Consider the following 19,195-nt stretch of genomic DNA (forward strand, 5'->3'; position numbering starts at 1 on the left):
TACTCGTCAGGCAATCAAGCCGTCAAATTCCGCGTTGAGCGCGGCGATGTCAACATCGTCAGGGACACGCCGCGCACTCAACGCCGCCTCTGCGCGGGTCTGCGCCTGCACGCCCATCTCGCCACACCGCTCCCAAAGGCTCTGCATCTCTGCCAGATCGCCATTGCAATGCAGCACCAGATCACAACCCGCCGCCAGCGCCGCAGCGCCCCGCTCCGCCACCGTGCCGGACAGCGCCTCCATGCTGATGTCATCGGTCATCAGCAGGCCCTGAAACCCGATCTCCTCGCGGATCAGCCGCACCATCACCGGCGAAATCGTCGCCGGGCGGGGGTCGATCTGCTCGAACACCAGATGCGCGGACATGCCCAAGGGCACATCCCGCAAGGCCCGGAACGCGGCAAAGTCCACCGCGTCCAGCTCATCCCGCGCGGCCCCGACGCGCGGCAGTTCCTTGTGGCTGTCCAGCGTGCCCAGCCCATGCCCCGGCATGTGCTTCATCACCGGCAGCACACCGCCCGCCATCAAGCCATCCACCACGGCGCGCCCATGCTCCACCACCGTCGCCACGTCGCGCCCGTAACAGCGGTTCTGCAACACCGCGTGGGTTTCATCCCGCGCCACGTCCAGCGTCGGAATGCAATTTCCGTCAATGCCCAAACCACGCAACTCATGCGCAATGATCCGCGCCCGCAGGTAAAACGCCCGCGCGCCCAGACCCGCATCCTCCAGCGGCGGCCGGAACTCCCGCGCCAAGGGCGGCCGCAGCCGCTGCACCCGCCCGCCTTCCTGGTCGATAAACACCGGCGCATCGAAACCCGCCGCATCCCGCATCTCGTCACACAAGGCGCGGATCTGCTCCGGCCCGGACAGGTTGCGCGCAAAAAGAATGAAGCCAAAAGGCTTCATTCCGGCATACAACGCCTTTTCCTCGGCTGTCAGACGCTCGCCCGCGCAGCCAAGGATGGCCGCGCCAAAGCGGCTCATTTCGTGACCACCGGGATGCAGTCGACCTTTTCCGCGACGAAGGCCGCGCAGAACCGCCGCGCATCGGCCAGATCGACAAACCCCTCGGCCCGCAGACGATAGAACGTCCGGCCACCGGATTGCGCCTGCTGGATCACCCGGCCCTTGCCTTCGAGGAACTCGCCAAAGCGCCCCTCGAGCCGCTGCCATTCCGTCCGCGCCGTTTCCGGGCTGTCGAACGCACCGATCTGCACCAGCCGCGTGCCCGCAGGCAGCGTCGCCGCATCCAGCTCGCGCGTGACGGGGGCCGTGGCCGCCGCGACAACCGCCGCATCCACCGGCCCCATCGAGGCCACCTGCATCCCGCCGGGACGCAGTTTCGGACGCAGCGAGCGCGCCAGACCCGGCCCGGTATAGGCAGGCTCTGCCTCCGCCAGGTCTTCGCCTTCGATCCCGTCCAGCAGATCGGACCCATCCATCGGATCGTCCAACAGGTCGGCCCCGCTCGACGACACGTCCTGCACGTCGGTCAGATCCGACGCGGCCATGTCCTGCGCCAGCGGTTCCAGTGGCTCCGCCTCGGCGGCAAGCTGCGCCACAAGCGCCAGAACCGCGTCTTCTTCGCTTTGATCGGGCAGCAGTTGCACGGTGTTGGCATCCTGCGTCAGGGCCACCGGCACCGACTGGGCCACCGGCACCGACTGGGCCACCGGCTCCACCGGAACCATGGCGTTCGACGCGACGTCCTCGGCGGCCAGCCCCGCAGGCACCGGCGCCAGCATGAGCTGCTCTGCAGGCCCCTCGGCCGAGCCCATGCCCGCCACGGCGTTCACCGCCAGCCCCTGATGGTCCGCCAGCGTGCCGCCCGGATCCTCGGGCGCGATGCGCATCGGCCCCGTGGCCGCCTGCACCACCGGCACGCCGCTCACGTCGCGCGCCATCACGCCGTAGCCCCAGACACCAACGCCAACGATCAGCGCCAGCGACGCCGCAGCCCCGGCGAGGTTCGTCATCGAAACCTGCTTGCCGACGCGGTGGGAAGCGGGGGCATAAGACCCCCCATCATAGGTGTAATCCGCCATGTCTGCCTCGTGTTTCCCCTCCGGGTACGTTGCCCGAAAGGTGGTTCTGCTCGTTCATGTCGTGGCACGTATTGCCCGGGAGTCAGAACGCACTCCGGCTGGAGTGTCCCTTGTCCTCATGTCGGGCGGCGCCTGCGTCACCCGCTGCCGTGCGCCTTGTGTCAGCGCAATTCATCCAGCGGAGTCACGCGCAAGATACCAAGCCCGGCGGAAATCACAACCGCCGTGGCACGGGCAAGCGCGATTTTCGGCAATGTTTCCTCAGGCGTGTCCTGAATGAAACGCACCCCCGGGTTTTCTTGGCCGCGCAACCAAAGCCGATCCACCGCCCCGGCCAGCGTGACGAGGTATGTCGCGATGCGGTGCGGCTCCATCACCCGCGCCGCAATGGCAACCTGACGCGGCCAGTCGGCCAGCAGCCGCAGCAGCGCCAGTTCCGCCGGATCGTTCAGGCCGCGCAGGTCCTGCGCCGCCAGCGTGGCGTCCTCTTCCTGGACGTCGCGCAGAACCGAGGCCAGCCGCGCATAGGCGTGGCTCACCTCGAACGCCGGATTGGCCCGCGCCTGTTCCGTCACCCGCGCCGGATCAAGGTCCAGCACCGCGTCCGGCCTGCGCGCCATCAGGTGAAAGCGCATCAGGTCCGGTCCCACCGCCTCTTCCATCGCAGCGACCGAGGTCTCGCCCCCCGGCACCGTCACAGGCGGCACCAGCCGCACGTCCAATTGCCCGCCCAAAGCCTCTGCCACCGCCATCAGCGGGCGCACATCCCCGCCGCGATCGGCGTCCAGCACCAGAACCAGCCGCCCCCCCGCGCCCAGTCCGCCCGTGCCAGAGCCTCCCAGCCGGTCGCGCAGGGCCAGCACATCGCGCCCCAGCGCCGTCAACCGCCCGTCCCCGCGCCGCAGCGGCCAACCCTCCTCGTTCCAGTCCTCCGCGTTCAGGGTCAGCACGGCATCGTCCCGCAACATCCCCTCCGGCATCCAGCCAAAGCCCTGATCCGCGACCTCTTTCACCGCCTCGAACGGCAGGCCCAAGCCCTGCGCCACCGCGTCCCCCCGCAGCCGCAGGACCCGGCGCACCGCGTGCCCGGTCCACTCCAGCAGTGTCGCGATCCCGTCCGCCGTCACCATCCCCCGCGCCTGACCCAGATGCAACGCCGCGTCCTTCCCGGCCAGCACGTATTCCACGCAGACCGGAGCCTCGCCCGCGACCCGGCCAAAATCGTCCGCCGACAGGATCGCCCCCGGCACCGCCTGCCAGACCTCCGGCGCCAGCCGCATGTTCACGAACCCCGGTCCTGCCACATCCGCCGCCAGAACCCGCGCATCCTCGCGCAGCACGGCGACCAGGGCCGCAGCGATCTCGCGCGGGCGCATCCGCGCGGGCCGTGCCAGCACCATGGCCGCGTTGGTCGCCATCTCGCCATGCAGCGCATCGCGCGGCGGCTCCGTCATGACCGCCGACAGGTCCAGCCCCTCAGGCAACGCGCCCTCGGCCACCAGCCGGGCAATCGCCACCAACACGAGGTCACGCATATCGGCAAAGACGTTCATGGGCGGGGCTCCCCTGCATAGGACAGCCCCCTCTACCACGTCACCCGGCGGCTTCAACCGCCTCGCCGTTGCCCTGACGCTCGGCCCGCGCCACGCCCACCGACAGGATCTTGGTCCCCGGCTTGTCCTGCGGCGTCTCCCCCGGCTTCAGGAACCGCAACCGCCCGCCCGGCGTAAGCTCGGCCACGGCGACCGCCTCGGGCAGGGTCTCGCGCCAGTTCTCAAGCGTCCATTCCTCCGACAGGGTCGACACCCGGAACTCGTGCCCGCCCGCGATCTGCGCATTCGCCTCCATGAAGGTCTGCTCCAGCGCCAGGGGCCGCCCGCCAAGCGTCGCCGGCAGCGCGTGCCGGGTCGAGGTCTGCTTCACCCGCTTCAGCTGGTACACGTTCTCGCGGCCGAACTCCGGCGCAAGGTCCGTCGCCACCAGCGTGTTGTAGGCGTCGTTTTCCGAGGCCGCGATGATCTTCTCGAAGGCCATCAACTCGACCCGCTCCTCGGCCACCTCCGACAGGATATCGCCCGAGAACACCGGCACGCCCGCCTCCCGCGCCAGCCGCAGCCGCGCGTGGTTGGTGTCCGCGATGATGACCGGCAGCTCCATCTTGGCAAGCGCCTTCGCCAGCGCCACCGACCAGCCCGACGACCCCACGATCAGCACGCCCGGCTTCTCCCCGGCGCTCAGCCCAAGGAACCGCGCAAAGGGCGTCAGGGTAAAGCCGTGCAGCACCACCGTCGCCGCCACCAGCACAAAGGCCAGCGGCGCGACCCGCTCGCCATCCGCGATGCCCAGCCCCGCCAGCCGCTCGCCGAACAGCCCGGCCACCGCCACCAGCACCACGCCACGCGGCCCGGTAAAGGCCACCAGCAGCCGCTCCTTCAGCGGCACATTGGTAAAGGCCAGCGCGATCAGCACCGGCAAGGGCCGCGCGATCAGCACGACCGCCAGCACGAACACCAGCGCCCGCCAGTCCAGCACCATCAGCCGCTCGAACGACATGCCCGCGGCCAGCAGGATGAACACCCCCGACACCAGCAGCACCGTCGCATGTTCCTTGAACCGGTAAAGCTCGGTGAAGGACGGGAGGCCCGCATTGGCAATCCACAGCCCCATGAGCGTCACCGCCAACAGCCCGCTTTCATGCAGAACCGAATCCGAGACCGCGAAAACTGCAAGCAAAACAACGAACAACACCGGGACTTTCATGTATTCCGGCACAAAGCCCCGCTTGAAGGCCTGCGCCAGCCCCCAGCCCGCCGCCAACCCCAGCGCCGAGGCCACCGCGATGCCCACCAAAAGGTCCATCACCGCCTCGCCCGCACCGCTGGCGGTCTGCAACACGACGACCACCTCGAAGGCCAGCACCGCCGCCAGCGCGCCCACCGGGTCGTTGACGATGGCCTCCCACTGCAACAAGGCCGCAGGCCGCCGCGCCAGTTTCGCCTGCCGCAGCAAGGGCGCGATCACCGTCGGCCCGGTCACGATCATGATGCCGCCAAAGACCGCCGAGCTTTCCCACGACAGCCCCGCCACGTAATGCAGCGCCGAGGCCGACGCCAGCCAGCCCAGCGGCGCACCGATGAAGACCAGCCGCCGCACGCCCTTCGCCGCGTCCGACAAGCTGTGGAAATCCAACGTCAATCCGCCTTCGAACAGGATGATCGCCACGGCAATGGCAATCATTGGCGACAGCATGTCCCCGAACTGCGCGGGCGGGTCCAGGATGCCCAGCACCGGGCCGACGATCAGCCCCGCCGCCAGCATCAGCACGATGGCCGGCAACCGCAGCCGCCACGCGAGCCACTGGCTCCCCACACCCAGCGCCCCTACAAGCGCAAAAGCCAGCACCGGGTCCAGAAGGCCTGCCGCCGTTTCAGCTGTTGCCATGTCAATCTCCGTTCACGTTTCCGACAGAGCTAGGCCTGTTCAGGGCTCCAGTCGACAATTGAACCGTTTTTTAATCCACGACTGACAGGATGGAACAGCGTCAGCACCATGTCACCGGCCGAAACACAGTCCGCCCCGGTCCATGTGCCAACGCCCTGTGGCAGGCGCAGCCCGACGAAGCGACCGGGCTGCGCACGGCTCGCCAATCGCATCAACAGCGCCTCGTAACCCACTATGTTTTCGACACCTTTCAGGGGGACATCCGCCATCCACGCGGTATCCGAAACCACCATGACGCTCATGGCGCGCCCCGCTCTCATCCCCGGCAAAAGCGCCGCCGCCAACCCGGCACTCTGGGCAAAGACCTCGTGCGGCGCCACGTCGCGTCCCGCCACGTCGAGCGGCCAGAAATCTGCGTAAAAGTTCAGCGGCTCGTCGCCCCATGTGTCCTTGAGGATCGCCAGCATGTCCCGCCGCCCGGCCCCGATGGCCAGCGTCTCGATCCGCTTCGGGTCGCGTCGGGCAATGTCGCGCAGCGCCGCCTCGGACCGCCCGACCGCGACGACCAGCGCCCCGAACCCTGCCAGCCTGCGGCACAGCGAGGCACCCAGCGGATGCTCCGCGCCGGCGACGACCGCCACCTTGTCCTTGAACCGCGAAACACCGAACATCGCTCTACCCACCTGACATATCGCGGGTTTGCCATATAGCTCAGTGCTGCGAAAGCCCGCTTTGCCCGAGGCCGTCCAGAACGTCCGCGCCGGTCAGCTCCGCATGTTGTTGCAGCGCGAAACGGTCGGTCATGCCCGCGATGTAATCCGCGACCAGACGCGCCAGCGCCGCCCGCCCTTCGGCCCGCGCCACGTCGCCCTGCCAGCGATGCGGCAGCAGGTCGGGACGCTCCATGTAGATGGGAAACAAGTCCTTCAGCGCCCGCGTCACCCGCTCGCGCACCACCATGACCTTGGGCGCGCGGTACATCCGCGTGAACAGGAAATGCCGGATCTCCTTCAGGTCCGCGTACAGGCCATCGGAAAACGCGATCACCGGCGCGCCGCAATCGCGCACCTCCTGCGCCGAGCGCGCGCCGCTGTCGCGCAGCCGCGCCCGCGAACAGTCGATCAGGTCCACCACCATGTAGCCGAACACCCGCCGCAACGCCTCGTGCCGACGGCGATAGGGGTCGGTGTCAGGATACAGCCGGTCGACCTCCGCATAGGCCGCGCCGACCATGGGCAGCTGCACGATCTCCGCCTCGGTGAACAGCCCCGCCCGCAAGCCGTCATGCAGGTCGTGGTTGTTGTACGCGATGTCATCGGACAGGGCCGCCACCTGCGCCTCGGCGCTGGCATGGGTGTGCAGTTCCAGATCATGCAGCCGGTTGTACTCGGACAGGGCGTAGGGGATCACGCCCTCCACCGGCCCGTTGTGCTTGGCGATGCCTTCCAGCGTGTCCCACGTCAGGTTCAGCCCGTCGAACTCGGCGTAATGCCGTTCCAGCATCGTCACGATCCGCACCGTCTGCGCGTTGTGATCGAAGCCGCCAAACGGCAGCATCAATTCGTCCAGCGCGTCCTCTCCGGTATGACCAAACGGCGTGTGGCCAAGGTCATGCGCCAGCGCCACCGCCTCCGCCAGATCGACATCCAGCCCCAGCGTGTTCGAGATCGTCCGCGCCACCTGCGCCACCTCGATCGAATGGGTCAGCCGCGTGCGGTAGAAATCGCCCTCGTGTTCGACAAAGACCTGCGTCTTGTGCTTCAGCCGCCGAAACGCGCTGGAATGGATGATCCGGTCGCGATCCCGTTGAAAGCACGACCGATGCGCGCTTTCGTCCTCCGGGTACAGCCGCCCGCGCGACTGCGATGGGTCGCAGGCAAATGCCTCGCTCATGCCGTATCCTCCGGCTGAAAATTTGCCCGTCTTCTAACGTTTACATGTAAAGGAAACAACCAACGGCCCACGCGCGCCTTGCCGCAGCCTGCGGGATTTCCTACATAAAGGGTCGGACAACAAGGAACGCGCCATGAACCTGCCGCCCATCGTGACCTCCCGCGCCTTCGAACGCCTCTCCGAGATCGGCGCCGCCGACCAGGGCAAGGCCCTGCGCGTGGCCGTCGAGGGCGGCGGCTGCTCGGGGTTCCAGTATGACATCCGGCTGGATGAACCGGCGACGGACGACCTCGTGATCGGCGAGACCGAGAAGGTCGTGGTTGACCCGGTCTCCCTGCCCTTCCTCGCGGGCGCCACCATCGACTTCGCCGACGAGCTGATCGGCGCCCGGTTTACCATCGAAAACCCGAACGCCACCAGCAGTTGTGGCTGCGGCACGTCCTTCAGCATCTGAGCGGACACCGCCCCTTCACGATCCCGACCAGAAACCCCAAAGCGGGGCGCCCGAGGCACCCCGCTCTTTCATTAAACCGACATCTTCACTCGGCCGGAATGACCTCTCCGCGCCGGTAGACAGAGGTCCGGGGACGGGCACGCACCGTGTGCTCCTCCAGCACCAGCCAGGCCCCCGACGCGATCACCAGCGTCACCCCGACCAGCGTCCCCATCGCGGGCACCTCGCCGAAGGCCACCACCCCGATCACCACCATCCAGACGAACTGCAGGTTCATCAGCGGCGTGGCCACATAGGCCGGCAGCAGGCGCAGCGCCTCGGCCACCACGTAGCGCGCCCCGAACAGCGCCGCCGCGTAAACCGCAACCCACAGCAGGTCGCTCATATCCATCGGCTTCCACACGAAGGGCAGCGCCACCGCCATCGCCACCATCAGCGCGAGGTTCGGCCAGAACACCTGCGCCAGCGGCACACGTTCCACCTTGGCGATCACCCGTGCCGCCAGGAAGGACCCGGTCCCCGACAGCGCCGCCAGCAAGGCCCAGGCATGACCCGCCTGCATCCCTGCCAGACCGCCCGGCATCAGGAACATCACGCCGCAGGCACCGGCGGCCAGCGCCAGCCAGGCCGAGGGACGCGGGCTCTCGCCCAGGATCGGCCCGGACATCACCGCCGCCAGCAGCGGGATCAGCGCGATGAACAGGAAGACATCGGCGAACTGCAGCAACCGGAAGGCCATGAAGTAGCCGACCGACGCCACCACCGTCAGCACGGCCCGCACGAACATCACCATCTTGCAGCGCACCGTCAGCCCGGCGCGCATCCCCTGCCCCTGCATCTTTGCAGCGCCCATCGAGAACAGCACCACCAGCAGCGAGGACAGCACGAACAGTTGCGGCGCGGCGTAGCTGCCCGCGATGAACTTCGTGATGCCGTCCGCGGCGGCCATCATGCCGGTGTAGACCACCACCAGGACAGCGCCAACGGCGGTCCCTGACAAAACGATACGATTCATGCTGCACCTGCCCGGGCGAAGCCCGCAAAGAACTCGGAAAAAAGGTCGCTGCTTTCCGACGCGGCGGTCAAGACCTCAAGCGTCGTTTCTGACAAGGCCGGTACAATCGCGCGCCGCATCAGCTCCCAGTCGCCCGACCGCGTGTCCATGCCCATCATTGCCTGGCTGATCTCGCGCAGCGCCGTCTGCGGACGCGCGCCCCGGTCGAACCGCATCCGCTGGTGATCCGACACCGGCTTGCGGAACACGGGCGCGCCGATCACCGCCTGATGCCAGTTGCACACGAGGAACTCGTGGTAATCGTCGTTCAGCATGACGTGCTCACCGGCCTCGACCGTATAGGCGGCGGTCTCTTCCTCCAGCCAGTCGGTCCAGGTCTCGGGCGGCGTCACCCCGGCATAGATCAGCGCGATGCAGATCTCGGACAGCAGGTCGGCGTTCTGGTCCAGCAGCGCGGTCAGGCCAGCGAAATGAAGGCTCATCTTTGCCCGTTCGTCGAGCATGGGATCTTTCCGGCCGTATTCCGACAGGTAAAAGACGATGTGTGTCAGCTCGTAAGCCGCCTTCTTGTTCGGCAGCGCAAAAGTCGCGGTTCGTCCGCAGAACGCGCGCAGCCGGTCGCTCAGTCCTTCGTCGCGCACCGGATCGACGCCCCGGCGCACCATCAGGCGCCGTGCTTCCGCTCTCTGAAGATCCGAGAGCTCAGCCTCTGCGAGGCCCTGGGATGCCGCAAACTCAACCATTCGTTGCGCAGCATTCCCCGAAACGCCCAAATCTTCAAGATCCAATGCAAGGGAAAGTAGAAATCTGTAATATTGCGGGAAGAATCTCAGCCGTTCTTCCGCCTCGGCATAAAAGCCCATGTGAACATCCAGCGCTTCGACAGGCACAGGCTGCCCGGTGCATTCGAGAATGTTCAGCAATTCGGCATTCTCCTTCAGCCAGAAAACATCGTCGCTCTTGCGGCGAAAGTCAGCGAAGGAGCCCAGAAGCGCGGTGATCCGCGCTTCCAGAGGCGCAATCCGGGACGGGACGGTCAGTTGAACGATATTGGTCATGTCAATTCCTCTGTCACTGGAGGCAGAGCCGTCGCGCCCCGCCCGGGTTTGCATCACTCGTAAGAAACAATCACGCCTTGGCCGGTTCGCAGGCCGAGCAGAACGCTTCCACGTTGTCGCCAGAGATCTTGTCGCCAGCCGCCGGACCGGACCACGAGGTGAAGGCCTGGACGTTGTCGCCGGTTGCGGTCTCGCCATCGGTCTCGATGCAGGCCGAGCAGAAGGCTTCGACATTGTCGCCGCTGATGGCGTCGCCGGTCACAGGGGCAGACCACGAGGTGAAGGCTTCGACATTGCTGCCGGTCGCGGTTTCGCCGTCGGTTTCGATGCAGGCCGAGCAGAAGGCTTCGACATTGTCGCCGCTGATCGCATCGCCGGTCACCGGTGCCGACCACGAGGTGAAAGCCTCGACATTGCTGCCGGTTGCGGCGTCGCCATCGGTCTCGATGCAGGCAGAGCAGAAGGCCTCGACATTGTCGCCCTTGATCGCGTCGCCTGCGGCCGGACCGGACCAGGAGGTGAAGGCCTGAACGTTGTCACCGGTGCGTGCATCGCCGGTCACAGGTGCCGACCACGAGGTGAAGGCTTCGACCGCATCGCCGCGGGATGCGTCGCCGGTTGCCGGGGTCGACCACGAGGTGAACATCTCGACGGCCGCGCCGTTTGCTGCGGACCCGGTGGTGTCGATGCAGGCAGAGCAGAACATTTCGACCGCGTCACCCGAGGTGAAATCGCCAGCGGACGGACCGGACCAGGAGGTGAACATCTCCACCGAATCGCCGGCAAAGGCGCTCTGTGCGGGGGCTGCGGCAAAGGTCGAGGACAGCTTGCGCTTGAGGACTGCGGACATTGGGTAACTCCTTGTTGGGGTTGCAGTTTTCGTTGCCCCCTCAGGCTGCACCCAAAAAATGTTTACGGAAAATTAATTCTGGTTAAAGTTGCGATATACAGGGTTTGTGCACATGAGCATCGCCCGGCAATTGTTTCGAAAATCGAAACAATACGCCTTTTCCCCAGCCTCGCAATTTCAGTGGATATCGAAAACTTTTGCAGAAGCGCCGAATTTGCAGACTTGCAAAGTCCCGATTTCGGATTATTGCCGACAAATCAGCGCTCTGTCCGGCTGTCTCATTCTGTATCGCATTATCCGAAAGCTGATACAGACCCGATACAATTACCCGGATTTCTGACGCTAATCAACACCAGACTTTCTCCGGTTCCGCGTCACATTTTGCACCGGCTCGAATCGCTTCACCTTGACCGCTGGCCCGAAACGGGGTCTCCCTAGCCCAGATTCGCGCTATCGGAGGGCCAAATGAAGATCGCCACCTTCAACATCAACGGCATCAAGGCCCGCATCGAGACACTTCTGGACTGGCTCGACGCCGCGCAACCGGACGTGGTCCTGTGCCAGGAAATCAAATCCGTCGACGAAACCTTCCCCCGCGAGCAGTTCGAGGACCGCGGCTACACGGTCGAGACCCACGGCCAGAAGGGCTTCAACGGCGTCGCCATCCTGTCGAAACTGCCGCTCGAGGACGTGACGCGCGGCCTGCCCGGCGATGACAGCGACGAACAGGCCCGCTGGATCGAGGCCACCGTCATGGGCGAGCACACCGCCGTGCGCCTCTGCGGCCTCTACCTGCCCAACGGCAACCCGGCCCCCGGCCCGAAATACGACTACAAACTGGCCTGGATGGAGCGCCTGCACGCCCGCGCCCGTGACCTCATGGCCGACGAGATGCCCGCCCTCATGGCCGGCGACTACAACGTCATCCCCCAGTCCGAGGACGCCGCCAACCCCAAGGCCTGGGAACAGGACGCGCTCTACCTGCCGCAAACCCGCGAGGCCTTCCGCCGCATCCTCAACCTCGGCTTCACCGAGGCCTTCCGCGCCCGCACCCAGGGCCCCGGCCACTATTCCTTCTGGGACTACCAGGCGAACAGCTGGGAACGAAACAACGGCATCCGCATCGACCACTTCCTCCTGACACCGCAAGCCGCCGACCTCCTCGACGACGCCTGGATCGAAAAGGACGTGCGCGCCATGACCAAACCCTCCGACCACGTCCCCGTCTGGATCGACCTCGCCGCCTGACCCGGGGCGCCAGACCCGGTGCGCCCGACCCGATACGCCTGACCCGATACGCCCGACCCGATACGCCTGACCCGGGCCGCCCCCCCTTCATCTTGATGAAAATACCCCAAAGAGCGCGAGAGGGGACCTCTCGCACCCTGGTTCATGCGACAAGCTCCCTCCCGCCACCCGACGCCCACCCTTGCACCTCGGCCCCGCGACGATTAATTCTGAGCAAAGCAGTCAAACACAGACACCACAGGGACCCGACCACATGCCGATGCACGCCCAGGAACTCGAAGACCTGCTCCGCCAGTCCTTCCCCAACGCCCAGATCGCGGTCGAAGGAGACGACGGCGTGCATATGTCCGCCATGGTCGTCGACGAAAGCTTTCGCGGCATGAACCGCGTGCAGCAACAGCGCGCCGTCTATGCAGCGCTCAAGGGCAAGATGGACGGCGCCTCCGCCGAACTGCACGCCCTCGCGCTCACCACCCGCGCCCCCGATTGATCCAGACACAGGACACAGCCAAAATGACCGACGCGAAAACCCGCATCGACGAAACCGTGAAATCCAACGACGTGGTGCTCTACATGAAGGGCACCAAACAGATGCCGCAGTGCGGCTTCTCGCAGCGCGTCGCGGGCGTGCTGAACTACATGGGCGTCGACTACGCCGATGTGAACGTGCTCGAGGACGCCGACATCCGCCAGGGCATCAAGGACTACTCCGACTGGCCGACCATCCCCCAGCTCTACGTCAAGGGCGAGTTCGTCGGCGGCTGCGACATCATCACCGAGATGACGCTCAGCGGCGAACTCGACAGCCTCTTTGACCAGAGCGGCGTGACCTACAACAAGGAAGCCGCCGACAAGATCCGCGAAGCCAACAACGGCTGATCGGCGCGACGCACCCAAGGGCGGCCCCGGACGGAGCCGCCCTTTTTCATGCACCATTTTCCCATCAGTCATTCGAACAAACCCAAAGGGACGGCTTTCGTGCTCGAAATCCCCTGGTATCTGCCCTTTCTGCTGCCCTTCGTTCTGGCCATCGCGGTCTTCGCCTACGCGCGCTCGCTCTCTCCCGACCGCTTTGGTCGTCCGCTGCGCCGCATGGCGACCCTGCATGACTGGCGCTACCTGCAACGGACCGATCCGGGCAACATCCGGCGCAACACGCTGGAGGCCTTCGACGAAGGCTGGACCCTGACCCTGACCTTCCGTCTCGGCCAAAAGCACACGCCCGCCATCCTCGAAACCGACATCACCCTGCCCCAGGCCGCGATCAACGGCTTTGCCGCCCAGCTTTCCGACCGCAAGGGCGGCGACCTGCGCCGCATCAAGAGCCACTTCGACCCGAAATCAACCGCAACCGGCCCTGGCATCCTCTTTGCCCTCACCGGCCATATGCCAGACTTCCCGGATGGCGTGCGCCTGATCGACAGCCCCGTTCACGGGCGTCTGCTGCTGGCGGCGCCGGGCAGCGAAACCGCGCTCGACGCCGTCCTCCGCCTGCCCGAGTTCACACCGCTCTACCGACGAAAATCAGCCTATAACCCCACGCTGGTACGATCGACGCAGGGACTGACCCTCCGGATGCAACGCCTGCCACAGGACGCCGCCCACCTCGAAGCCTTCATCAAGGCAGGCCGCGCACTTGCACGCGCCCTGTCCACCAGCCCCCCGAAGTCTTGAAACGACTTCGTCCCGGAAACTTCAAAAGTTTCCGTCCCACCGTTTCCGCCGCTCAAGCGCTCAGACGTTCAGACGTTCAGACGTTCAGCTTCTCGTCGACCGTCTCGGCCAGCGCCTCGGTGCGCGCGGCGATTTCCGCCAGCGCGTCGATCACATCATTGGGGATGACCGCCACCTCGACCTTCTCCGGCTCCGGCGCGGGCGCGTTCTTCAATTCCTCGACCTGCGCCTTCAGCACGCGCATCTGGCCCTCGACCTCGCGCAGCTTTTCCTCCAGCCCGGCGGTCTTGTCCGCCAGCATCAGCCCGGCCATCAGCAACATGCGCGGCTCGGGGATGCGGCCGATCTGGTCCACCAGCACCTGCGCCTCCGCATCCAGCAGCGCCGCCGCCGATTGCAGGAACTGCTGTTCGCCTTCCTGGCAGGCCACCTCGAAGGACCGCCCGCCAATGATGATCTCGACCTCGATCTGGCTCATGCCCGGGCCTCCTCTTCTTCACCGGACCCATCCTCACTGGCCTCAACCGCCGCAGCGACCAGCAGCGGCTCCAGCACCTGGATCAGCGCCTGCGTCTCGGCGGCATCCACGGCACGACTGGCGCGCATGGTCTCCAGCTCGGCGGCCAGCGCCTTGTTGATAAGCTGCGTGTCCCCGACCCCCATGGCATTGGCCTCGCGCAGCGCGGCGTTGCTTTCGGCCAGCGCCGCGTTGGCTGCGCGCAGCCGCTGCACCTCGGCGTCCAGTTCCGCCACGGCCTCGGGCGTCAGCCCGGCGACACCCGCCGCCTCGACCACCGCCGCCGATCCACCCGCCAGCATCTTTTCCTTCAGGTGACGCATCCGCTCGGTCAATTGTGCGTTGGCCAGCTTCTCGTCTTCCAGCGCCTCGCGCAGAACCCGAAGTTCATCCTCGACCCGCGCCCAGTCCGAAGACGGCACCTGCGCCTCGGCCTCTCCCGGCAGCGACGCGGTCCCGGCGGCGGCCACCGCCGCCTCTGCCTCGGCCCGGATCGCCGCAATGGCCGCGTTGCGTTCCGCCGTGGCCTTTTCCAGCGCCTCGGCCACCGCCTGCTCCTGTGCCGCAGCCGCTTCGCCGGCCACGACCTCCAGCGCCGCCGCGTGGTCCTCTGCCAGCTGAACGCGCGCCGCTTCGACAGCGGTCTCCGCCGCCGCAGCCGCCGCGTTGGCCGTCTCATGCGCCTCCGCCAGCGCGGCCTCGGCCGCCGCCAGACGCTGCGTCAGCGCCTCCACCTCGTCAGAGCCCGCCCCCGGCTCGTGCTTCTCCAGCCCGTAGCCGATCCGGTCCAGCGCGCGCGTGATCCGCGCCTGCAAGTCGTCGATCTGGGTCATCTGCCCTCACGCCCCCGTAACCAAGTCAAAGCCCTTCTCGCGACCGATTCACTCCCGAATCAACCTCTGGCCCTTTCGCCAGAGTCTAGCAACTGTCCAGAAAAAATGCCTCCCCCTAAATCCCCGCCATAAATCCCAAGGGGTTGGACGGCGGTTTTCATCCGCTTTGCGCGGCTCGGGTGGCGCAAACCTTGCCTTTCTTCCCGACGCTGCTATTGAGCGCCCAAACGCTGCAAACCAAGGAACATCACGGTGGATATCCAAGAGCTTCGCACCCGCAACCCGGAACACTGGATGCGCTCGACCGCGATCCGCGCGCTGGCGCTCGACGCCGTCGCTCAGGCCAACTCGGGCCACACCGGCATGCCCATCGGCATGGCCGACGTCGCCACCGTGCTGTTCTCCAAGCACCTCAAATTCGACGCCCAAAACCCCGAGTGGCACGACCGCGACCGTTTCATCCTGTCGGCGGGCCACGGCTCGATGCTGATCTACGCGCTCCTGCACCTGACCGGCGACCCCGAGGTGACGCTGGACGAGATCAAGAACTTCCGCCAGTGGGGCGCCAAGACCGCCGGCCACCCAGAGAACTTCCTCCTCAAGGGTGTCGAGATGACCACCGGCCCGCTGGGTCAGGGCATTGCGCATTCGGTCGGCTTCGCCATGGCCGAGGAAATGCTCCGCGCCCGCTTCGGCAAGAAGCTGGTCGACCACCACACCTATGTCATCGCCGGTGACGGCTGCCTGATGGAGGGCGTCTCCCAGGAGGCCATCGGCCTCGCCGGCCGCTACGAGCTCGGCCGCCTGATCGTGCTTTGGGACAACAACGACATCACCATCGACGGCAAGGTCTCCCTCTCGGACGTGACCAACCAGCCCGCCCGCTTCGCCGCCTCCCAGTGGCACGTGCAGGAAATCGACGGCCACGACCCGGAGGCCATCGACGCCGCCCTCACCGCCGCCAAGGCCGACCCGCGCCCCTCGCTGATCGCCTGCAAGACCCACATCGCCCTCGGCCACGCCGCGCAGGACACCTCCAAGGGCCACGGCGCGCTGACCAACGCTGACCAGAACATCGCGGCGAAGGAGAACTGGGGCTGGACCACCGGCCCGTTCGAAGTCCCCGCCGACATCAAGTCGTGGTGGGAAACCGTCGGCTCCCGCGGCGCCCAGGACCGCGAAGCATGGGAACAGCGCCTGTCCGAGCAATCCGCCGCCCGCCAGGCCGAATTCGCCCGCACCATGGCCGGTGACGCGCCGAAAAAACTCTCCGCCACCATCAAGGCGCTGAAGAAACAAATCTCCGAAACCGCCCCCAAGGTCGCCACCCGCAAGGCCTCGGAAATGGCGCTCGAAGTCATCAACCCGATCCTGCCCGAAACCTGCGGCGGCTCCGCCGACCTCACCGGCTCGAACAACACCCTCACCGGCGACATGGGCAAGTTCGACACCGACAACCGCAAGGGCCGCTACGTCTACTGGGGCATCCGCGAACACGGCATGTCCTCGGCGATGAACGGCATGGCGCTGCACGGCGGCATCCGCCCCTACGGCGGCACCTTCATGGCCTTCACCGACTACGCGCGGCCCGCGATGCGCCTCGCCGCCCTCCAGCACATCCCGACCGTGTTTGTCATGACCCATGACTCCATCGGCCTGGGCGAGGACGGCCCGACCCACCAGCCGGTCGAACACCTGGCCATCTCGCGCGCCACGCCGAACACGCTGGTCTTCCGCCCGGCCGACGCCGTGGAAACCGCCGAGGCCTGGGAAATCGCCCTGACGCAAAGCGCGACGCCTTCCGTGATCTCGCTCACCCGCCAGAACCTGAAAACCGTCCGGACCGAGCACAAGACCGCCAACCTCACCGAGAAAGGCGCCTATGTCCTCGCCGATGCCGAGGGCAAGCGCCAGGTCATCCTCATGGCTACCGGGTCGGAGGTCGAGATCGCCATGGCCGCCCGCGACGCGCTCCAGGCCGAAGGCATCGGCACCCGCGTCGTCTCCATGCCCTGCTGGGAACTCTTCGAGCAGCAGGACGAAGCCTACCGCCGCAAGGTCCTCCCCGCAGGCCCGGTCCGCGTCGCGGTCGAGGCCGCCTGCGGCATGGGCTGGGACAAGTGGCTGTTCAACGAGCGCGGCAAGCGCGACAAGGGCGCGTTTGTCGGCATGACCGGCTTCGGCGCCTCCGCCCCCTACGAAGTCCTCTACGAGCAGTTCGGCATCACCTCGGCCAAAGTCGCCGAGGCCGCCAAAGCCCTGCTGTAGTACGAGTATTGTGGCTTGCCCCGAAAAGGGGCAAGCCTAGTCCGATCTTAATTTGCGTTGGACAATACGGCTAAATATTTCCGAGCAGCTATCGCCGCCAGCGCTACGTCTGCCGCATGCTTGTAAGCACCGGAAGCGGCCTCGATATCATCGATAAACTTCAGCGCCTGAATAGTTAGCCTTGGGTTCGAGCAAACACAAAATGGAATTGCCTCCAATGCGTAAGAAACTGCGGTCCCTGCATCCTCTTCCCCCAACCAAGTTTTCACAAATGACTGACACATTTCGAAAGAAATGCGAGTATGTGAGCCTTGCCCATCAAAGTTGTGTAGCCTCAGATGCGCTTTAAAACGTTTAAGATTATCGAAAAAGACACTCATAATTTCAAAATCATCAAAATACTCTTTCGCTATCTCCCGCATAAGGCCAAATGTACTTGAGTTGGGCATAATGGAACAACATGCAATCGCTTCTTCGGGCCGGTGGCACGCTCTCATAGAAAGAGCATCCTGCACACCCAAAAGTCGATTTGGACCGAACAGGAATGGAAATTTTAAGTACCGGAGAACCCTGTCGTTCTCTTCAATTAGCTCAAACCTTATTTCCTTGAGCTTGACAGACTCAAGAATGGCATTTTCTCCACCAATCTCAGTTTTCGCGTCAACAACTACAGTCCTCCGATAACCATCCAACTCAGCGGATACCGAATTTGGCAAGAAGACAGACTCATCCTGAGACACAATGAAAACCTTGCAAAATGAACTGATAAAATCTGCGTTTGAAACAAGGAAATCTGTTAAAAGTCCCGTATTGCTTCCATCAAAAATCGCCACTCGGCGACCTGCTGCATCTGAAGTATAATTGCTTTGAACCCTTGTTACATTTCGAATGCTTAAATCGAATTCGGAATCATAAAATGCCTCAATAGGCACTTGAAGCCTGAAAGCCGCAATGCGAGCTTTTTCTGCCGTCAAGCGTTCGCAATAATTATAATAAGTGGACCTGCTCACCCCTAGGCGATCCGGCATAGACTTTGAGCCAAGAATTTTTCCGATTTCTCGTAACCTCGCACCCGCAAAGGCTTGGTCGAACTTGCCGTCATCACTCATACTTGGACTCTTCTTGGACAGTTTCCCCGCGAGATTTCGTACATAGTTTCCGTGTCGTCAACAGAGGAGACACTCAATGTCCGACCATCTCATCAGAAAGGCTGAGCAACTGGAGGCCAGCGCAAGAGAACTTCGCGCACAGGCGGATAATGCCGACGCTCGCGATTGTGGGTGTGAAGTAGCCAAGACCGTGGCTGGCGCTGTTGCACGAACCGCTGCTGTCGCCGTGGTGGCGGCAACGACCGGCATCGTACTTCCTACGGTCTAAACGCAAATGCAGTGGGCTGTAAAGGCCCACTGCGATTTCGGGAGAACCAAAATGCAAAGCAAGCAAAGCGCACTTCGTGCGAAGGCCGAAGAACTAGATCGACAAGCTAAACTTCTCCGTGACGAAAGCAGAAAGCAAAAAGCACCAGATGCAAGTGGTGATGGGGAGGCTGCATTCGTAATTATAGTTCTGGGCCTGTTGGCACTCGGCTATTTCTTTGGCTAAGCCGCGTTGCATAGCGAAGTCTATCACTTGAGTGCGTGCTCCGCACGCACCATCCCCTTCACCGCGCCCGACCACGCCCCCGCCGCGCCTTGGACCAATCCACCCAAACGCTCACATCCTCGCCCGCGTCAAACGCCTCGTCAAACTCCTGCGCCGTCATCACCGCCTCCTTGGCCCGCCTCTCGCCAACGTACCCCCAGGCCAATCCCCCCGTCCATCCCCGGCGCACTCCCCCTCCAAAACCTCTCTCTCCCCCAAACATTAACCTTAATGCCTGTTCACACTTTCAAACCT

General features: G+C 64.8%; 20 protein-coding genes. 8 read left to right on the forward strand and 12 right to left on the reverse strand.

Translation table 11 applies throughout. The annotated features are described in order from the left end of the window. Window positions 1–6 precede the first annotated feature (6 nt). From ACP16H_RS03170 to ACP16H_RS03195, 6 genes are all read right to left on the reverse strand, one after another. Window positions 7–987: a glycoside hydrolase family 3 N-terminal domain-containing protein gene (locus ACP16H_RS03170; protein ID WP_425070802.1), complete on the reverse strand. Its 981-nt coding sequence runs from the start codon at window positions 985–987 to the stop codon at window positions 7–9. Next, the gene (locus ACP16H_RS03175) at window positions 984–2,048 is read right to left on the reverse strand and encodes an SPOR domain-containing protein (protein WP_425070803.1); all 1,065 of its coding nucleotides are present in this window, start codon (window positions 2,046–2,048) and stop codon (window positions 984–986) included. The genes ACP16H_RS03170 and ACP16H_RS03175 overlap by 4 nt, the downstream gene beginning before the upstream one ends. A gap of 161 nt (window positions 2,049–2,209) precedes the next feature. After that, window positions 2,210–3,601 carry a DALR anticodon-binding domain-containing protein gene (locus ACP16H_RS03180; protein WP_425070804.1) on the reverse strand — a complete coding sequence of 464 codons (1,392 nt, stop codon included), beginning with the start codon at window positions 3,599–3,601 and terminating at the stop codon, window positions 2,210–2,212. 40 nt (window positions 3,602–3,641) lie between these two features. Then, a complete protein-coding gene (locus tag ACP16H_RS03185) occupies window positions 3,642–5,489 on the reverse strand; it encodes a cation:proton antiporter (protein ID WP_425070805.1) in 1,848 nt (615 codons plus the stop codon). A 29-nt stretch (window positions 5,490–5,518) separates the two neighbouring features. Then, the gene (locus ACP16H_RS03190; RefSeq protein ID WP_425070806.1) at window positions 5,519–6,160 is read right to left on the reverse strand and encodes a hypothetical protein; all 642 of its coding nucleotides are present in this window, start codon (window positions 6,158–6,160) and stop codon (window positions 5,519–5,521) included. 40 nt (window positions 6,161–6,200) lie between these two features. After that, window positions 6,201–7,382 carry a deoxyguanosinetriphosphate triphosphohydrolase gene (locus ACP16H_RS03195; RefSeq protein WP_425070807.1) on the reverse strand — a complete coding sequence of 394 codons (1,182 nt, stop codon included), beginning with the start codon at window positions 7,380–7,382 and terminating at the stop codon, window positions 6,201–6,203. 133 nt (window positions 7,383–7,515) lie between these two features. Here ACP16H_RS03195 and ACP16H_RS03200 point away from each other — a divergent pair, with 133 nt between their 5' ends. Next, window positions 7,516–7,836, forward strand: coding sequence for a HesB/IscA family protein (locus ACP16H_RS03200; protein WP_425070808.1), 321 nt, complete (start codon window positions 7,516–7,518; stop codon window positions 7,834–7,836). An 85-nt stretch (window positions 7,837–7,921) separates the two neighbouring features. On the opposite strand, the gene ACP16H_RS03205 is transcribed toward ACP16H_RS03200, so the two are convergent. From ACP16H_RS03205 to ACP16H_RS03215, 3 genes are all read right to left on the reverse strand, one after another. Next, complete coding sequence (locus tag ACP16H_RS03205; protein ID WP_425070809.1) at window positions 7,922–8,851, reverse strand: DMT family transporter; 930 nt, start codon at window positions 8,849–8,851, stop codon at window positions 7,922–7,924. Further along, window positions 8,848–9,909, reverse strand: coding sequence for a DUF6902 family protein (locus ACP16H_RS03210; protein WP_425070810.1), 1,062 nt, complete (start codon window positions 9,907–9,909; stop codon window positions 8,848–8,850). Before ACP16H_RS03210 ends, ACP16H_RS03205 begins: the two co-directional genes overlap by 4 nt. A 70-nt stretch (window positions 9,910–9,979) precedes the next feature. Further along, window positions 9,980–10,759: a hypothetical protein gene (locus tag ACP16H_RS03215; protein WP_425070811.1), complete on the reverse strand. Its 780-nt coding sequence runs from the start codon at window positions 10,757–10,759 to the stop codon at window positions 9,980–9,982. 465 nt (window positions 10,760–11,224) lie between these two features. On the opposite strand from ACP16H_RS03215, the gene xth reads away from it, so the two are divergent. The 4 genes from xth (at window position 11,225) to ACP16H_RS03235 (ending at window position 13,681) form a co-directional block, all read left to right on the forward strand. Then, entirely contained in the window at window positions 11,225–12,007 is a 783-nt protein-coding gene (xth, locus tag ACP16H_RS03220) for an exodeoxyribonuclease III (protein WP_425070812.1), read from the forward strand. A gap of 253 nt (window positions 12,008–12,260) precedes the next feature. Continuing rightward, on the forward strand, window positions 12,261–12,497 hold the full coding sequence (locus ACP16H_RS03225; RefSeq protein ID WP_425070813.1) for a BolA/IbaG family iron-sulfur metabolism protein: 237 nt from the start codon (window positions 12,261–12,263) through the stop codon (window positions 12,495–12,497). Between the two features lie 23 nt (window positions 12,498–12,520). Next, the gene (gene grxD / locus ACP16H_RS03230) at window positions 12,521–12,886 is read left to right on the forward strand and encodes a Grx4 family monothiol glutaredoxin (RefSeq protein ID WP_425070814.1); all 366 of its coding nucleotides are present in this window, start codon (window positions 12,521–12,523) and stop codon (window positions 12,884–12,886) included. 99 nt (window positions 12,887–12,985) lie between these two features. Beyond that, complete coding sequence (locus tag ACP16H_RS03235; RefSeq protein WP_425070815.1) at window positions 12,986–13,681, forward strand: hypothetical protein; 696 nt, start codon at window positions 12,986–12,988, stop codon at window positions 13,679–13,681. Between the two features lie 76 nt (window positions 13,682–13,757). Here the strand turns inward: ACP16H_RS03235 and ACP16H_RS03240 are convergent, their stop codons facing one another. After that, window positions 13,758–14,159, reverse strand: a complete 402-nt coding sequence (locus tag ACP16H_RS03240; protein ID WP_425070816.1) for a cell division protein ZapA — start codon at window positions 14,157–14,159, stop codon at window positions 13,758–13,760. Next, window positions 14,156–15,031 (reverse strand): hypothetical protein, encoded by an 876-nt coding sequence (locus ACP16H_RS03245; protein ID WP_425070817.1) that lies wholly within the window; start codon window positions 15,029–15,031, stop codon window positions 14,156–14,158. The genes ACP16H_RS03240 and ACP16H_RS03245 overlap by 4 nt, the downstream gene beginning before the upstream one ends. Before the next feature lie 252 nt (window positions 15,032–15,283). Between ACP16H_RS03245 and tkt the strand changes: the two genes are divergently transcribed. Continuing rightward, window positions 15,284–17,299 (forward strand): transketolase, encoded by a 2,016-nt coding sequence (gene tkt, locus ACP16H_RS03250; RefSeq protein WP_425070818.1) that lies wholly within the window; start codon window positions 15,284–15,286, stop codon window positions 17,297–17,299. A 47-nt stretch (window positions 17,300–17,346) separates the two neighbouring features. Here the strand turns inward: tkt and ACP16H_RS03255 are convergent, their stop codons facing one another. Further along, complete coding sequence (locus ACP16H_RS03255; protein WP_425070819.1) at window positions 17,347–18,408, reverse strand: hypothetical protein; 1,062 nt, start codon at window positions 18,406–18,408, stop codon at window positions 17,347–17,349. A 76-nt stretch (window positions 18,409–18,484) separates the two neighbouring features. Between ACP16H_RS03255 and ACP16H_RS03260 the strand changes: the two genes are divergently transcribed. Both ACP16H_RS03260 and ACP16H_RS03265 read left to right on the forward strand, forming a co-directional pair. Next, window positions 18,485–18,676, forward strand: a complete 192-nt coding sequence (locus ACP16H_RS03260; protein WP_425070820.1) for a hypothetical protein — start codon at window positions 18,485–18,487, stop codon at window positions 18,674–18,676. A gap of 51 nt (window positions 18,677–18,727) precedes the next feature. Further along, window positions 18,728–18,901: a hypothetical protein gene (locus ACP16H_RS03265; protein ID WP_425070821.1), complete on the forward strand. Its 174-nt coding sequence runs from the start codon at window positions 18,728–18,730 to the stop codon at window positions 18,899–18,901. Window positions 18,902–19,195 lie beyond the last annotated feature (294 nt).

It is taken from the genome of Sagittula sp. S175, assembly GCF_049800975.1.
Taxonomy (GTDB): Bacteria; Pseudomonadota; Alphaproteobacteria; order Rhodobacterales; family Rhodobacteraceae; genus Sagittula.

Bases quoted from the DNA above. Each gene is read 5' to 3' on its own strand.
- ACP16H_RS03225 (WP_425070813.1), top strand. From the start codon at position 12,261: ATGCCGATGCACGCCCAGGAACTCGAAGACCTGCTCCGCCAGTCCTTC.
- ACP16H_RS03170 (WP_425070802.1), bottom strand. From the start codon at position 987: ATGAGCCGCTTTGGCGCGGCCATCCTTGGCTGCGCGGGCGAGCGTCTG.
- ACP16H_RS03175 (WP_425070803.1), bottom strand. From the start codon at position 2,048: ATGGCGGATTACACCTATGATGGGGGGTCTTATGCCCCCGCTTCCCAC.
- ACP16H_RS03190 (WP_425070806.1), bottom strand. From the start codon at position 6,160: ATGTTCGGTGTTTCGCGGTTCAAGGACAAGGTGGCGGTCGTCGCCGGC.
- ACP16H_RS03195 (WP_425070807.1), bottom strand. From the start codon at position 7,382: ATGAGCGAGGCATTTGCCTGCGACCCATCGCAGTCGCGCGGGCGGCTG.
- ACP16H_RS03260 (WP_425070820.1), top strand. From the start codon at position 18,485: ATGTCCGACCATCTCATCAGAAAGGCTGAGCAACTGGAGGCCAGCGCA.
- xth (WP_425070812.1), top strand. From the start codon at position 11,225: ATGAAGATCGCCACCTTCAACATCAACGGCATCAAGGCCCGCATCGAG.
- ACP16H_RS03210 (WP_425070810.1), bottom strand. From the start codon at position 9,909: ATGACCAATATCGTTCAACTGACCGTCCCGTCCCGGATTGCGCCTCTG.
- ACP16H_RS03215 (WP_425070811.1), bottom strand. From the start codon at position 10,759: ATGTCCGCAGTCCTCAAGCGCAAGCTGTCCTCGACCTTTGCCGCAGCC.
- ACP16H_RS03185 (WP_425070805.1), bottom strand. From the start codon at position 5,489: ATGGCAACAGCTGAAACGGCGGCAGGCCTTCTGGACCCGGTGCTGGCT.
- ACP16H_RS03265 (WP_425070821.1), top strand. From the start codon at position 18,728: ATGCAAAGCAAGCAAAGCGCACTTCGTGCGAAGGCCGAAGAACTAGAT.
- ACP16H_RS03205 (WP_425070809.1), bottom strand. From the start codon at position 8,851: ATGAATCGTATCGTTTTGTCAGGGACCGCCGTTGGCGCTGTCCTGGTG.
- ACP16H_RS03245 (WP_425070817.1), bottom strand. From the start codon at position 15,031: ATGACCCAGATCGACGACTTGCAGGCGCGGATCACGCGCGCGCTGGAC.
- ACP16H_RS03180 (WP_425070804.1), bottom strand. From the start codon at position 3,601: ATGAACGTCTTTGCCGATATGCGTGACCTCGTGTTGGTGGCGATTGCC.
- grxD (WP_425070814.1), top strand. From the start codon at position 12,521: ATGACCGACGCGAAAACCCGCATCGACGAAACCGTGAAATCCAACGAC.
- ACP16H_RS03200 (WP_425070808.1), top strand. From the start codon at position 7,516: ATGAACCTGCCGCCCATCGTGACCTCCCGCGCCTTCGAACGCCTCTCC.
- ACP16H_RS03240 (WP_425070816.1), bottom strand. From the start codon at position 14,159: ATGAGCCAGATCGAGGTCGAGATCATCATTGGCGGGCGGTCCTTCGAG.
- ACP16H_RS03255 (WP_425070819.1), bottom strand. From the start codon at position 18,408: ATGAGTGATGACGGCAAGTTCGACCAAGCCTTTGCGGGTGCGAGGTTA.